The sequence below is a fragment of the Nocardioides halotolerans DSM 19273 genome (assembly GCF_000422805.1).
GTDB lineage: Bacteria > Actinomycetota > Actinomycetes > Propionibacteriales > Nocardioidaceae > Nocardioides > Nocardioides halotolerans.
The window spans coordinates 37,246-52,246 of the sequence record NZ_AUGT01000024.1; the positions used below are offsets into that span (position 1 = coordinate 37,246).

Sequence of the window (15,001 nt, forward strand, 5' to 3'; positions counted from 1 at the left end):
CGGCGCTGGCGCCGCCAGGGGTTTCCCGACGCGTCCTAGACTCCGCGCGATGCTTACCTATCTGTTGCTGAGCGGGCCCGGCGTAGCCGGCCGCGACGCAGCTGCCCTCGATGCGCGGGTGCGCGCGGCGGCTCCGAAGGTCCTTCTCCAGGTCGCCGAGGCTGCGCTGTGGGCCGACGATGCTGGTGGCTGCCTTCTGTGGACCTGGGAGTCGGCGACGGAGAAGGTCGGAGGCCGCCACGTGCACGCCACCGAGCGCGGCGTGCTCGCCCTGGCTGGGAGCGCGTGGTCGCGCACGTCCTGGGAGACCGCAGCGTCCCTGGCGCAGACCGGTGACGTGTCTGCGGACCCGGCGAAGATGCGCGACGCGCTGACGGGGAGCTTCTCGGCGGTGTCGATCAGCACCGGCGGCCGAGGATTCGTGACCACTGATGCGACCGGAACCGGGCACGTCCACCTGGCGCGGGGAGGTGATGTCTGGGCGGTGTCGAACCGGGCACCTCTGGCCGCCATCGGTCTGTACGGCGACTGGGAACCGGACGTCGAGGCACAGGCCTGGATGGCGATGCACGCGTTCTTCGACGCCACGAGCACCTCGGTGAGGGGGGTCGAGCTCCTGCCGGCCAGCTCGGCGGTGAGGGTGGCGCCCGGGACCGTTCCGGTCCTCGACGTCGGTACGACACCGTGGGAGGTCGGCGCGTTCTCGTCCATCGGTGTCGAAGAAGCGCTCGACGACGCCGCGCACGCGCTCGTCGAGCAGGCCGGAACTATCGCGTCGACCACGGTGGCGACGCCCGTGGTGAGCCTGTCCGGCGGGAAGGACTCGCGGCTGGTCCTGGCGGCCCTCCGGGCCGCTGGGTGCGCGGGCGACATCAAGTTCCGCACGGTGGGCATGCCCGGCGCCTCGGATCGCGAGACCGCGGTGCTCCTCGCCGATGCCTACGGGCTCGACCTCGAGATCCAGGAGCCCGGGGTCGACACGGGCCCGACGTTGCTCGAGCTCGACCAGCGCGTCCGCCGCCACGCCTTCCAGACCGCTGGCATGTTCGGTGCCTGGAACCTTCAGGGCTTCTACGGCAACAGCACGGAGATCAACGCGACCGGGTTGTACGGCGAGCTCATGCGGACCATCTACCGGTTCGACCAGCCGTTGGACACTCCCGACCGGGCGATCGACCATCTGCAGAACGGGATGGGCTGGGATCGCCAGCGCATGCTAAGACCGCACGTTCGCGAGGCTCTGGACGAGAAGCTCGCGTCGTGGGCGAGATTCAGGATGTCGCAGGGCTGGACCCCACGCAGCCTGCTCGACCTCTTCTACGCGGAGATGCGGGTCCGCCGCTGGCTGGGCACCGCAGAGGAGACCAACACCCTCAACGCCACGGCCAACCTCCTGCAGCTCAAGGAGTGCATCATCGCCGGGTTCGCCGCCGAGCCCGACGCCAGGAGCCGCGACGAGCTCCACTACCGGCTCATCGAGCGGCTGGACCCGTCTCTCCTCACCGTGCCGCTCGCCCACGTGCACTGGGACTCCTCGCTGGCCGCACCCGACGGTCCCGGCAACCCCACACCCGTCCACTCGACGGTCGAGGGCTCCGAGGCCTGGCAGATCCGAGGATGGAGCTCGCACCGACGGCTGACGGGGCCGAGCTACTGGCGAGCGACAACGCGCTGCACGCGATTCTCGACCCGGCCCGCATCAGACGAGTGATCTCTCGCCCGCGGAGTCCGGGGCGCGCGGCCCAGCTCTGGGGCATCTGGGCGGGGTCGATCTGGGTCTCAGGTGGCTACGAGATCTTCCCCTGGAACGGGCCCGCCACCCCCGCGACGGTCGCGCCGTCAAGGCTGGTCGCCGCGGTGTCGCTGCCGGTCAACCCGAGGCGCAAGAAGCCCGGAGCAGCAGCCCACGCCCCTGGTCGACAGACGACCCCAGGCGGCCGGGCCGTCCGCTTGCAGCAACGCCTGACGCGGTGGTTCCGCCGATGACCGGATGCGTTCCCTGACCTGGCCAACCACACCAGAACCGGGGCACGCAGCGAGGTTTGCTCACCCGCGTGCCGGATCCGGCGTCACCAGGTGCCGCGGGGCACGCGCAGCTCGAGGCGGGGCACGGCCGTGACCCCGAGGGCCTCGCGCAGCGTGCGGGCGAACGTGACCTTGGAGCAGCCCACCAGCCGGTCGGCGGTGTCGGCGACGCTCCCGATGTAGGTGACGTAGCCGTCGCCGACGTTGAGGCGGTCGGAGCGGCAGTAGACGAGGTCGAACACGCCGTCGTTGGTCAGGATGATGTGGTTGGAGCCCTGCTCGCCGTAGACGTAGTCGATGCCGTCGCCCGCGAGCATCGTGTCGTTGCCCTCGTCACCGGTGGCGTTGTCGTTGCCCGGCCCCATGTCCATGTAGTCGTCGCCGTCGCCGCCGTCGAGGGTGTCGTCGCCGTCGTTGCCCTCGACGTGGTCGTTGCCCGCGCCGCCGGAGACGTGGTCGTTGCCGGCGTCGCCGTAGATCGTGTCGTTCCCCTCCTGGCCCTGGATGCCGATGCCCCTCTGCGCGACGTCGCCGTCGTTGCCGTCACCGCCGTGCGCGACGTCGTTGCCGGCACCCAGCATGACCTTCAGGTCGTCGCCCGCCCCGGCGTCGACGACGTCGTCGCCCGAGCCGGCGTTGATGGTGTCGACGCCGTCACCGCCGGACACGTGGTCGTTGCCCGCGTTGCCGTTGATCGTGTCGTTGCCGGGCCCGCCGTCGAGCACGGGGTCGTTGCCGCCGCCGCCGTCGATCCGGTCGTCGTCGTTCTCGCCGAAGAGCTGGTCGGCGCCCGGCCCACCCTGGAGGGTGTCGGCGCCGTTGCCGCCCCACGCCCGGTCGTTGCCGGCCATGCCCTTGAACTTGTCGTTGCCGCCCTTGGCCTTGAACTTGTCCTTGCCCGGCGTGCCCTTCACGTGGTCGGCCTTGTTGGTGCCGTGGAAGGTCTTCGCCTCGGCCGCGAGCGGCGGCACGAGTGCGAGAGCGAGGAGGGAGGCGGGGAGGAGGAGGGAGCGGCGAATGCGGTTCACCGCATGACGCTAACCCGCGTCACGCCTCGGAAGCCCTCGATCATGGACTTTTCACCTGATTTCATTCCTTCGGGTAGGCACGGCCAGCGGCTCGGCGCGACGTCCTAGTCTGCTTCCGTGAGTGGGCCGGCGTCCGACGACGATCGCGACCTGGGCTACCTGTTCGTGATCACCTACGGGCGGTCCGGCTCGACCCTGCTGATGGGGCTGCTCAACAGCATCCCGGGCTACCTCCTCCGCGGGGAGAACTGGGACGCGCTGCACCACCTGTTCCGCTTCCACCGGACCCTCGCGGACGGCAGCCGGAAGTGGGACCCCGCGCGACTTCGGCAGCGCACGCACCCCTTCTTCGGCGCCGGGGACTTCCCGGTGCGCAAGTCGCTCGAGGGCGCCCGGCGTCTCGTGCTCGACACCGTGCTCCGCCCACGCGACGACACGCGCGTCACCGGCTTCAAGGAGATCCGGTGGTACGCCGAGGACGTCGTGGAGTACGTCGCCTGGATGCGCGAGGTGTTCCCGGGCGCGCGGTTCGTCGTCAACACCCGCGACCACGACGAGGTGCGGCGCAGTGGCTGGTGGGCCAAGCACCCCGAGCACGCCGAGCAGCTCCCCGCCGTCGAGGCGCGGATCCTCTCCCTCGCCGACGGCCTCGGCGACGCGGCGTACCGCGTGCACTACAACGACTACGTCGCCGACCCGTCGGCGCTGCGCGGGCTATTCGACTGGCTCGGCGAGCCGTACGACGCGGCCGCGCTGCGCGAGGTCCTCGAGACCCGGCACTCGGTCGGCGGGAACGGCTAGGCCGTGTCTCTCGATTGCTGGTGGATGCCGGCGTCGTCCAGGCGCGGGCTGGCAAGGCGCCGGCATGCGCGCAGACTGGGCGTCTTCGAAGTGTCGGCAACGCCGCCAGCGCGTGCTCTGGGCGGCGTCCGGCGCCGCCATGAATTGAGAGACACGGCCTAGGCGGCGTCCCAGCGCACGGTCAGCCGCTGCACGGTCGTGGAGCCGCAGTTGGTGATCACGTCAAGGGGGTCCGCCCCGTTGACCAGCACCACCCGGTCGCCGGGCTCGCCACCCGGGACGGTGCACCATGCCCCGACGATAGCGACGCGCCGAGCGGCGACCCGCGGGTTGGCGACGCCGTGCGCCCGACCGCCAGACTGGGCGACGCCATGCCCACCGACGAACCCTCGCCCCCGGAGACCCGGGACACCCGCGAGATCTCCGCGACCATGGACCTCGCCCTACGCATCGGCGAGCTGCTGCTGTCGTCGGGCGCGGGCGCGAGCGACGTCAGCGCCGCCATGAACAACGTGGCGTGGGCGTGCGGGCTGCGCGGGTTCACCGCGGACGTGATGTTCACCGAGCTCACGATGAGCCACCAGGCCTCGCCGGAGGAGCCTGCACTGATCCAGATCAGGCAGGTCCGCTACCGCGAGGTCGACTACGGCGACCTCACCGGCGTCGACCACCTCATCCGGCAGCTCGTGGCCGGCGAGATCGACCGGGTCGAGGCAGCGGCCCGGCTCAACCGGATCAGCTCGACGGGTCACGACCGACCGAGGTGGTCGGTCACCGTGGCGCTCGGGGTGATGGGCGGCGGCATCGGGCTGGTGCTCGGCGGCGACGCGGTGGTGGTCGCCGTGGCGGCCGCGGCCGCGATGCTCGTCGACGCGCTGCAGCTCCGGATGCGGCGGCGCAGGCTGCCGGCGTTCTACCAGCAGGTGGCCGGCGGCCTGCTGGCGACGCTGCTCGCCGTCGGCGTCGCAGCGACACCGGCGGAGGTCTCCCCCAGCCTGGTGATCTCCTCGAGCATCGTGATGCTGCTGGCGGGCGTGAACTTCCTGGGAGCCATCCAGGACGCGCTGACCGGCTTCCCCCTGACCGCGAGTGCGCGGATCCTCGAGGCGTTCCTCGCCACCGCCGGCGTGGTCGCCGGGGTCAGCGGCGGGCTGCAGGTCGCCGACGTGCTCGGCATCGACCTCGGCCCCGTCGACCCCGGCGCCTACTCGACCGCGGCCACGCCGGTGATGGTGGTGGGCGGTGCCGTCGCCGCGGCTGCGTACGCGTTCTCGGCGTACGCCCCGCTGCGGGGGTTGGTGCCGATCGCCGTCATGGCCGGCCTCGCGGTCGGGCTCTACGACGTCGTCAACGAGCGCGGGTTCGGCATCGCGTGGTCCTCGGCGCTGGCCGCCCTGCTGCTGGGGCTGGGCAGCTATCCGCTCGCGGCGCGCGCCCGCATCCCGGCGCTGGTCGTCGTGGCCGCCGGCATCACGCCGCTGCTTCCCGGCCTCTCGATCTTCCGCGGGCTGTCGCTGCTGGCGACCAGCGCCAGCGCCGCGCTGCTCGCGATGGTGACCGCGGCCGCCATCGCGATCGCCCTCAGCTCGGGTGCGATCCTCGGCGAGTACCTCGCCCAGCCGGTGCGCCGCGAGGCCCGCCGCCTGGAGAACAAGCTCGCCGGCCCGCGCCTGGTCGGTCCCCTGACCGTCCGTGCGGTGCGCGGCGTACGCCGCCGGACCCGCAGGCGCACCGAGCCCGACTCCGACTGAGCCGGGTCGGGGCTACTCCCACTCGATGGTGCCGGGCGGCTTGCTGGTCACGTCGAGGGTGACCCGGTTGATCTCCTGCACCTCGTTGGTGATGCGGGTGGAGATGCGCTCGAGCACGTCGTAGGGCAGCCGCGCCCAGTCGGCGGTCATGGCGTCCTCGGAGGTGACCGGCCGGATGACGACGGGGTGGCCGTAGGTGCGGCCGTCGCCCTGGACGCCGACCGAGCGGACGTCGGCGAGCAGCACGACCGGCATCTGCCAGATGTCGCGGTCGAGGCCGGCGCGGGTCAGCTCCTCGCGCGCGATCGCGTCGGCCTGGCGCAGGATGTCGAGTCGCTCGCGCGTGACCTCGCCGATGATGCGGATGCCGAGACCGGGGCCGGGGAACGGCTGGCGCCACACCATCGTCGACGGCAGCCCGAGCTGCTCGCCGACCAGGCGCACCTCGTCCTTGAACAGCGTGCGCAGCGGCTCGACCAGCTCGAAGGTCAGGTCGTCGGGCAGGCCGCCGACGTTGTGGTGCGACTTGATGTTGGAGGTGCCGGCGCCGCCGCCGGACTCGACCACGTCGGGGTAGAGCGTGCCCTGCACGAGGTACGCCGTGCCGCCGTGCTCGTCGCCGAAGACGCGGATCTCGGCGGCCTCGAAGGTCCGGATGAACTCGCGACCGATGATCTTGCGCTTCTCCTCGGGGTCGTGGACCCCCTCGAGCGCGCCGAGGAACTGGTCGCTCGCGTCGACGACGTCGAGGGTGTCGAAGACCGCCTCGAAGTCGGAGCGGACCTGCTCGGTCTCGCCCTGCCGCATCATCCCGTGGTCGACGTAGACGCAGGTGAGCCGGTCGCCGATCGCGCGCTGCACGATCGCCGCCGCGACCGCGGAGTCGACGCCGCCGGACAGCGCGCAGATGGCCCGGCCGTCACCGATCTGCTCGCGGATCGCCTCGACCTGCTCCTCGACGATGTTGAGCATCGTCCAGGTCTGCCGGCAGCCCGCGATGTCGTGGAGGAAGTGCTCGAGGACCCGCTGGCCGTGCTCGGTGTGCAGCACCTCCGGGTGCCACTGGACACCCGCCAGCCCGCGCCCGACGTCCTCGAACGCCGCGACGGGTGTGCCGGCCGTCGAGGCCAGCACCGTGAAGCCCTCCGGCGCCGCCGCGACCGAGTCGCCGTGCGACATCCAGACGTTGTGCTGGACCGGTACGTCGGCCAGCAGCGTGCCTGGCTCGCCCACCGAGACCGGGGTGCGGCCGTACTCGCGCACGCCGGTGTGCGCGACGTCGCCGCCCAGGCCCTGCGCCATCAGCTGGAAGCCATAGCACATGCCGAAGACCGGGGTGCCGGCCGTGAACAGCGCCGTGTCGATGCTCGGCGCGCCCTCCTCGTAGACCGAGGACGGCCCGCCGGAGAGCACGATCGCCTTGGGGTTGCGCGCCAGCATGTCGGCCACCGGCATCGTGTGCGGGACGATCTCGGAGTAGACCCGCGCCTCGCGGACCCGCCGGGCGATCAGCTGGGCGTACTGCGCCCCGAAGTCGACGACGAGGACCAGGTCGTGGTCGCTGTGAGCACCATCGGCCGTCATGCACCGAGCCTAGTAGCGCCTCGACTTCGGCGAACCCCCGCCTCACCGGGCGCCCGCGCCCTACCCTCGCTGGCATGAGGACGTGGCTGCCGGCCATCGCGGTCGTGGCGACGCTGCTGGTCGTCGTCCCGGCCGCGGAGGCCGACACCACCGTCACGGTGACGGTCGACCACTGGAGCGACGGCGACACGGTGGTGACCGAGCTCGGGCCGGTCCGGCTGATCGGCGTCAACGCGCCCGATGTCCACGAGTGCGGCTACGGCAAGGCCACCCGGCTCGCCGAGCGCCTCGCTCCGGCCGGGACGACCGTCACCCTCACGCTGCCCGACGGTCACGACGGCACGGACGCGTACGGACGCCTCCTGCGGTACGTCGCCGTCGGCCGGGTCGACATCGGGCTGGCGCAGATCAAGAAGGGGTCGCAGGCCAAGTACGACTCCACCGACGGCTACGACGGCCACCCGCAGGAGAAGAAGTACCGGCAGCAGGACGTCAAGCACCGCGACTACTGCTCCAACCACGACCTGCGGTCCTACCGGCCGGTCTCGCGGCAGGCCTGCCCGAAGAAGGCGCCGATCAAGGGCAACCGCGGCGACGAGTGGATCTACCACCTGCCGAAGGGCGACCCGTACTACAAGGTCACGACTCCGGAGGAGTGCTTCGCGAGTGCGGACGGCGCCAAGAAGGCCGGCTACCGCGCCGCCCTGATCGGGTCACCGTAGGCGTCAGCCGACCCGCTGCGTCACCGACACGACGATGCCCTCCGGCCCGCGGACGTAGGCCATCTTCCACGTGCCTTCGTACTCCCCGATGCCCCCGACGAGCCCGTAGCCGAGCTCGGCCGTCGTGGCGACGGTGGCCTCGATGTCGTCGACCTCGAAGCACACGTTGCGGATGCCCACCTCAGTGGCCATCGCCGTGGGCGACCCCGGCGTGCCGTCGGGGTGCAGGAACCGCGCGACCTCCAGCCAGGTCCCGCCGCCCGGCGGGTTCAGGCCGACGATCTCGCACCGCGACCCGGGGATCCCGCACACGGTGTCGATGAAGTCGCCCTCGTTGACCATCCTCCCGCCGGCCTCGAGCCCGAGCGCCTCGAAGAACGCCACCGCGCCGTCGAGGTCGGTGACCGTGATCCCGACGTGGTCGAACCGCTGCACGTGTCCCACCCGAGTAGCAGACCACGCGGACCCCCGTCACCCATCGGTGCCGGGCCGACGACGCCCGCTCGCCGAACCACGTTCGTCGGCCTGACCCTTGACACACCCGGCGAAGGCTCACTACGGTCCCCAGCATGAACGAACGATCGTTCACCCCTCCAGAGGGTGCTGGTGGACGGCCCGCCATGCTCGCGAGCGCGGTCAAGGTGTTCGCCGAGCGGGGGTTCCACGGGGCGTCGATGCGGCAGCTCGCGGCCCAGGCCGGCGTGACCCAGTCGAACTTCTACAACTACTTCCCCGGCAAGGCCGACATCCTGCTGGCGATCCTGCGCGAGGCGATCGCGGCCCAGATGGCGCTCACCCAGCAGGCGATCGACGAGGCCGGCGACGACGTGGTCGACCGGTTCCGGGCCGGCATCACGGCGTTCGTCCGCTACTACGTGGACAACCCCGAGGTCTCGCTGGTCGCGACGAGCGAGCTCCGCTACCTCGAGGGCGACCAGCGCCGTGAGGTCGTGGCCGAGCGCGACCGCGAGCAGCAGATCTTCGCCTCGCTGGTCAGCGAGGGCGCCGCGAGCGGCGTCTTCCAGACGCCCCACCCGCACGAGGCCACGCTCGCCGTGCTGACCCTCTGCTCGGGCGTCACCGTGTGGTTCCGGCCGGGCGGCGAGCTCGGGCCGCAGGAGGTCGCCCAGCAGTACGCGCGCTTCGCGCTCTCCCTGGTCGAGGTGCGCGCGTGAGCGAGCCGCTGTACTTCGAGGACTTCCGCGTCGGCATGAGCTTCGAGGGCGCCGCACGCACGATCACCGCGCAGGACCACGAGGCGTTCATGGCCCTCACCGGCGACCTGGGGGCCGTGCACCGCGACCCGGAGGTCGCCGCCGCGGCCGGCTTCGACGGGGTCGTGACGAACGGCCCGCTCGGTATCGGGGTGGTCTTCGGCCAGCTCTACGACCTCGGGATCGTCGAGCCCACCGCCCTGGCCACCCTGGACCTGGAGTGGTCCTTCCGCCGCCCGCTGCTGGTGGGCGCCTCGGTGCAGGCCCGGATCCTGGTCACCCGCTGCCGCCGATCGACGCGCCGACAGGCCGGTCTCGTCGGACGACACCTGGCCCTGGTCGACGACGCGGGTCGGGTGCTGCAGGAGGGGGCGAGCACCATGCTCGTGCAGGCGCGGCACCGGTCCGGCCACGACGACCACGCCGTGGCGACCGACTTCGGCACCGTCGCCTGGGCCGAGGCCCTGGTGCCCCTCCTCACGTCCAGCGAGCCGTTCCGGTCGGCCGTGGACACCTTCGACGGGTCGATCGGGCTGCAGGCGGGCCGCGACGCCGTGGTGCTGCGCGTCTACAAGGGCGCGATCCTCGAGGTCGCCCGCAACACACCGCACGGGCCGACGTTCACGCTCTGCGGCACCGAGCGCGCCTGGACCCAGCTGGCGCTCGCGCCACGCAACGACCTCCTCGCCCGCCTCAGCCGCGACGAGTTCTGGGCGACCGGGGACATCTTCGAGTACCTCCGGATGACCAAGGCGCTGGTAGCGATCTGGGACGCGGCCCGCTCCCTGGCCGCCTCGGTGGTGGCGCCGTGATCCGGGCCGAGTACCTCACCATCGACGGCAGCACGGCCTTCGTCGAGGTCGCCGGCACCGGCCGCCCGCTGCTCTGCATCCACACCGCCGGCCAGAGTGGCGTGCAGTGGCGCGAGGTCCTCCAGGTCCTCTCCACGCAGGGCTACCAGGTGATCGTGCCGGACCTCCCCGGCCACGGCCGCTCCGACCACGCCGTCGGCGGCCCGGTCACCGACCTCGGCGTCTACTCGGCCTGGATCGGCAAGGTGCTGGCCGCCCTCGGCGTCCAGCGGCCGTGGGTCGTCGGCTGCTCGATCGGCGGCAAGATCGCCCTCGAGCTGGCCGCCGACCCCTCGGTCTCGCCGCGCGGCGTCGTCGCGATGGCGGCCGATGCCCACAACGACCCCAGCGCAGCCCGCGGCTACGTGCGAGCCCTCGAGGACGCCGCGTCGCCGAGCCGGGCCGACCGCACCTACTACGGGACGCTGGCCTCGGTCGGCTCGTCGGTGGCTCCTGCCCGGGCCGCCGTGATCGCGGCCATGCACCGCCGCGAGGACCCGATCGTGTCCACGTCAGACCTGATCGGCTGGTCGCTGCACGACCTGCGCCCGCGGCTGGCCGACATCGCCTGCCCGGTGCGGCTCGTGATCGGCGAGGACGACTTCTGGATCAACACCGCGGACCTCGCGCCCACCGTCGCCGCGATCCCCGACTGCACCTTCGACCTGCTCGAGGGCGTCGGCCACTACCCCATGGACGAGATCGCGGGGTTCCCCGCGGTGCTCAGCGGCTGGCTCGACGCCCTCGGCGCCGGCCCGGCCGACCAGCACGACCCCGGGGCGCCCGCCCCACAGACCGGGAAGGAGCCGCACGTGGACGACATCGAGGCGGTCAAGCAGCTGGTCGCGCGCTACAACCTCGCGTTCGACTACGGCGACGTCGAGGGGTACCTCGCGACCTGGACCGAGGACGGTCTGTTCCACCGATCCACCGCCCTGCGCAGCTACCAGGGGCACGACGCCCTGCGCGAGCTCATCACGACGTTCCCCGTCCAGGGACGCCACCTGTCCACCAACTTCGTCATCGACGTCGACGGCGACCGGGCGACGGGCAGCAGCTACCTGCTCTACCTCAGCGCCGACGGCTACCAGCCCGTGATGTTCGGCGTGTACGCCGACGAGCTGGTCCGCGGCGCCGACGGCTGGCGGTTCTCGGTCCGCCGGCTCCAGGTCGACGCCGGGATCCCGATGGACGAGCCGTCCTGACGACGCACCACCTCACCCAACCGCCTCGGGGCACGCCACCAGGAACACAGGAGCTCCCATGAACAAGACCACCTCCGCGCTCGCGGCCGCGCTCGGCGCGGTGCTCGCGCTGTCCGCATGCGGGTCGAGCGACAGCTCGTCCGGCTCCGGCGGGGCGTCCGGGTCGGGCGCCAGCGACGCCGACCTCGCGGCCTACCAGCAGATCGTCGACGAGGGCACCGCCCCCGTCGCCTGGGCCGGCCCGACCGACGCCGCGAAGGCCCCCGCCGGCGTCTCGCTCGCGATCGTCACCTGCACGATGGCGCTCGAGGGCTGCAAGCTGCTCACCGAGGGCACCGAGAACGCCGCCAAGGCGGTCGGCTGGGAGGCCGACGTCGTCAACGTGACCGATCCCACCGGCTACGACCAGGCCCTGCAGACCGTGATCTCCTCGGGTGCGGACGCCGTCGTGCTCGTGGGCGTCGACCAGCACCTGATCCCCGGCGGCATCGCGGCCGCCCACGACAAGGGCATCCCGCTGGTCAGCCTCTTCCAGAACAACGAGGCCGGCCCCGACGGGGTCGACGTGGAGGTCTCGCCCGACCCCGAGCAGGAGGGCAAGCTGCTCGCCGCGTCGATGATCGTCGACCACGGCGGCAAGGTGAACGCCCTGCTCATGCCCGACGAGGAGTTCTCGCTGCCGGTCGCGGTCCTCGCCGCCGCGAAGGACACGCTCGACGGCTGCGACGCGTGCGACGTGAAGTACGCCGACGAGATCAACTTCACCGCGGCCACGGTCGGCACCACGCTCCCGAGCCGGGTCGTCGCCGCGCTGCGGCAGGACCCGAGCATCAACGCGATCCTGGTGGGCTTCGACCCGCCGGTGACCACCGTCATCCCGGCGATGGTCGCGGCCGGGCTCCAGGACCAGGCGAAGTTCTACAGCCAGCTCGGCACCACCGCCGCCCTGGGCTTCATCGCCGACGACACCGTGATGGCCGCCGACGTGGGCGCCTCCAACGAGTGGGGCGGCTGGGCCGCCGTCGACCAGGCGATCCGCCTCCTCAACGGCCAGCCGACCGTCGAGGAGAACGTCCCCGTCGTCCTGCTCACCAAGTCGAACCTGCCGCCCGAGGGCGAGCCGTTCGTCGGCGAGGAAGCGGGCTTCAAGGACAAGTACCTCGCCCTCTGGAAGTGACCCGTCCGTGACCGCCTCCACCCACAGCAGCCTGCAGGGCGGGCCTCCACCCGCCCTGCAGGTGGACGGCCTCGTCAAGCGGTTCGGCGACGCCGTCGTGCTCGACGGGGTCTCGCTCGCCGTCGAGGCGGGCGAGGTGCACGCGCTGGTGGGCTCCAACGGCTCGGGCAAGTCGACGCTGGTCAAGCTGCTCACCGGCGTCTACTCACCCACGGCGGTCGCCGGCGTCCGCGTGGGCGGCCGGGAGGCCACCCTCCCCGTCAGCCGCGGCCAGCTCCGCAAGCTCGGCGTGCGGGTGGTGCACCAGTCGCTCGCGCTGGTCCCGGACCTCACCGTGGCGGAGAACGTCGCGCTCGGCACCCGCTACGCCACCGGACCGCTGGGGACGATCTCGTGGCGGCGCAGCCGGGAGGCGGTCGCGGCCACGCTCGATCGGCTCGGTCTCGACGTCCGTCCCGACGACCCGGTCGCGAGCCTGGCCGCGTGGCAGCGGGTCGGCGTCGCGGTGGCCCGCGCCTTCCACGGCAACCTCGGGCGCGCCCGGCTGATCCTGCTGGACGAGGTGACCGCGGCGATGCCCCGCGAGGAGGTCGCCAGGCTCTTCGACCTGATCCAGCGGCTCACGGCCGACGACGTGGGGGTCCTCTACGTCACCCACCGCTTCGAGGAGGTCTTCGCCATCGCCCAGCGCGCCACGGTCCTCCGCGACGGCAAGGTCGCGCAGACCACGCCGGTCGCCGAGCTGAGCCAGGCCACGCTGGTCGAGGCGCTGACCGGCGCGGGCCCCCAGCCCGCGACCGTGCGGACCACCCCGGCCACCCCGACCGTCCCGACCGCCTCGAGCGCCCTGACCAGCCCGCCGGCGACCGCCGAGGTCGCGCTCAGCGTGGCCGGGCTCGCGGCGCGGGTGCTGCGCGGGGTGGACCTGGAGGTCCGCTCCGGCGAGATCGTCGGGGTCACGGGGCGTGCGGGCTGCGGGAAGAGCGAGCTGGGGCGCGTGCTCTTCGGGCTCCAGCAGGGCACGGCCGGCACCGTCCGCTACGCCGGCCACGACGGGCCCCTCACCCCGCGCCGGCTGGCGCGCGCCGGGGTCGCCTACGTGCCCCAGGACCGGCGGCGCCAGGCCCTGCTGACCGGCGCCTCGACGCGCGAGAACCTCAGCCTGGCGTGGCTGGGCACGCTCGGGCGGCCGTGGTGGCTGGACCGCCGGGCCGAGGCGAGGGCCGCGGAGCGCGCGGTGCGTGACTACCGGATCGTCCCGGGCGACCCCCAGCAGGTCATCGACACCCTCAGCGGCGGCAACCAGCAGAAGGTCGTCATGTCGCGGTGGCTCACCCGCGGCCCGCGCGTGGTGGTCCTGGACGAGCCGACCGAGGGCGTCGACGTCCCGTCCCGTCGCGAGATCTACGACTTCGTCCGCACCTGCGCCGCGGACGGCGCCGCCGTCCTCGTGCTCTCCTCGAGCGCGGAGGAGATCGTCGAGCTGTGCCACCGCGCCGTGGTCGTCGACGAGGGGCGCGTGGTCGCGCGCTTCGACGGCGACCTCGACGTCGCCACGCTCAGCCACGTCACCCTGGAAGCGAGCAGCCATGTCTGACACCTCGCCGGCCGCCGACACCGTCACGGCCACACCCGCGTCGCCGGAACAGCCGTCGGCGCCCGGCACGCGGTCCGTCGTACGCCGCCGGAGGAGCACGATGCCCTGGTGGGGTCGCTACGGGGTGGTCCTCACCCTGGCCCTGCTGGTCGTCGTCTTCGCCGTCACGACACCGAACTTCCTGAACGGCGACAACTTCCGCATCGTCGCCGCGAGCAACTCGATCGCGCTGATCATCGCGCTCGGGGCGCTCCTGCCCCTGATGGTGGGCGAGTTCGACCTCTCCGTGGGCGCCACCGTCGAGCTGTCGTCGGTCCTGGTCGCGGTGCTCGCGAGCCAGCACGGCTGGTCCCTGCCGACCGCCGCGCTCGCGGGGGTCCTGATCGGCACGCTGATCGGGCTGGTCAACGGGATCCTGGTCGCGGTCACGGGGATGAGCTCGTTCATCGCGACCCTCGCGGTCGGCTCGCTGGCGGCCGGCCTCTCGCTCTATCTCACCGACGGGGCGATCCTCTTCCAGGGCATCCCCGAGTCGCTGCGCACCTTCGCGCAGGGCAGCTCCGACACGGTGCCGAAGCTGCTCCTCGTGGCCGCCGCCGTCGCCGTTGTCCTGTGGTACGTCACCGAGCGCACCCCCGTGGGCCGGCAGGTCGCGTCGATCGGCCTCAACAAGGAGGCCGCGCAGCTGATGGGGATCCGCACCCGCAGCCTCGTCGTCGGCGCGTTCGTCACCTCGGGGCTGCTCGCGGGACTCGCGGGAGTGCTGCTGCTCGGACGGGTGGGGTCGGCCAGCTCGGGGATCGGGCCCACCTTCCTGCTGCCCGCACTGGCGGCGGGGTTCCTCGGCGCCACGACGATCAAGGTCGGCCGGTTCAACGTCGTCGGTACGGTCATCGCGGTGGCGCTGGTGGCCATCGGGCTCAACGGCCTCCAGCTCAACGGGGCGCCCGTGTGGGTCGAGCCCGTCTTCGACGGCGCCGTGCTCGCCGTGGCCGTCGGCGCCTCCCGGCTGGCCGTGCTGCGGTCCTCCCGCTGAGGCCCCACCA

Annotated in this window: 13 protein-coding genes; 10 read left to right on the top strand and 3 right to left on the bottom strand. The window is 72.3% G+C overall.

The features are described from left to right. The first annotated feature begins 49 nt into the window (after window positions 1–49). A complete protein-coding gene (locus G514_RS0107725; protein ID WP_028651284.1) occupies window positions 50–1,711 on the top strand; it encodes a tRNA lysidine(34) synthetase in 1,662 nt (553 codons plus the stop codon). A 358-nt stretch (window positions 1,712–2,069) separates the two neighbouring features. Here G514_RS0107725 and G514_RS25510 read toward each other — a convergent pair whose 3' ends face one another. Continuing rightward, window positions 2,070–3,053 (bottom strand): calcium-binding protein, encoded by a 984-nt coding sequence (locus G514_RS25510; RefSeq protein WP_051247081.1) that lies wholly within the window; start codon window positions 3,051–3,053, stop codon window positions 2,070–2,072. Between the two features lie 117 nt (window positions 3,054–3,170). On the opposite strand from G514_RS25510, the gene G514_RS25515 reads away from it, so the two are divergent. Continuing rightward, on the top strand, window positions 3,171–3,854 hold the full coding sequence (locus G514_RS25515; RefSeq protein WP_051247083.1) for a sulfotransferase: 684 nt from the start codon (window positions 3,171–3,173) through the stop codon (window positions 3,852–3,854). A gap of 371 nt (window positions 3,855–4,225) precedes the next feature. Further along, window positions 4,226–5,605, top strand: coding sequence for a threonine/serine exporter family protein (locus G514_RS25520; protein ID WP_084151857.1), 1,380 nt, complete (start codon window positions 4,226–4,228; stop codon window positions 5,603–5,605). A gap of 12 nt (window positions 5,606–5,617) precedes the next feature. On the opposite strand, the gene guaA is transcribed toward G514_RS25520, so the two are convergent. Then, window positions 5,618–7,189, bottom strand: coding sequence for a glutamine-hydrolyzing GMP synthase (gene guaA, locus G514_RS0107755; protein ID WP_028651285.1), 1,572 nt, complete (start codon window positions 7,187–7,189; stop codon window positions 5,618–5,620). Window positions 7,190–7,263: 74 nt separating this feature from the next. Between guaA and G514_RS0107760 the strand changes: the two genes are divergently transcribed. Next, entirely contained in the window at window positions 7,264–7,911 is a 648-nt protein-coding gene (locus G514_RS0107760) for a thermonuclease family protein (protein WP_157544650.1), read from the top strand. Window positions 7,912–7,914: 3 nt separating this feature from the next. Here the strand turns inward: G514_RS0107760 and G514_RS0107765 are convergent, their stop codons facing one another. Next, entirely contained in the window at window positions 7,915–8,346 is a 432-nt protein-coding gene (locus G514_RS0107765; RefSeq protein ID WP_245582133.1) for a VOC family protein, read from the bottom strand. A 134-nt stretch (window positions 8,347–8,480) separates the two neighbouring features. Here G514_RS0107765 and G514_RS0107770 point away from each other — a divergent pair, with 134 nt between their 5' ends. From G514_RS0107770 to G514_RS0107795, 6 genes are read left to right on the top strand one after another with little or no spacing between them, the layout of a single operon-like run. Continuing rightward, entirely contained in the window at window positions 8,481–9,086 is a 606-nt protein-coding gene (locus G514_RS0107770; RefSeq protein WP_028651288.1) for a TetR/AcrR family transcriptional regulator, read from the top strand. After that, window positions 9,083–9,937 carry a MaoC/PaaZ C-terminal domain-containing protein gene (locus G514_RS29070; protein WP_051247087.1) on the top strand — a complete coding sequence of 285 codons (855 nt, stop codon included), beginning with the start codon at window positions 9,083–9,085 and terminating at the stop codon, window positions 9,935–9,937. Before G514_RS0107770 ends, G514_RS29070 begins: the two co-directional genes overlap by 4 nt. Beyond that, window positions 9,934–11,181, top strand: coding sequence for an alpha/beta fold hydrolase (locus tag G514_RS30180; protein ID WP_157544651.1), 1,248 nt, complete (start codon window positions 9,934–9,936; stop codon window positions 11,179–11,181). The genes G514_RS29070 and G514_RS30180 overlap by 4 nt, the downstream gene beginning before the upstream one ends. A gap of 58 nt (window positions 11,182–11,239) precedes the next feature. After that, window positions 11,240–12,358 (top strand): sugar ABC transporter substrate-binding protein, encoded by a 1,119-nt coding sequence (locus G514_RS0107785; RefSeq protein ID WP_028651289.1) that lies wholly within the window; start codon window positions 11,240–11,242, stop codon window positions 12,356–12,358. Window positions 12,359–12,365: 7 nt separating this feature from the next. After that, a complete protein-coding gene (locus tag G514_RS25535; RefSeq protein ID WP_051247089.1) occupies window positions 12,366–13,955 on the top strand; it encodes a sugar ABC transporter ATP-binding protein in 1,590 nt (529 codons plus the stop codon). Further along, window positions 13,948–14,991 carry an ABC transporter permease gene (locus G514_RS0107795; RefSeq protein ID WP_028651290.1) on the top strand — a complete coding sequence of 348 codons (1,044 nt, stop codon included), beginning with the start codon at window positions 13,948–13,950 and terminating at the stop codon, window positions 14,989–14,991. The genes G514_RS25535 and G514_RS0107795 overlap by 8 nt, the downstream gene beginning before the upstream one ends. Window positions 14,992–15,001: the final 10 nt, after the last annotated feature.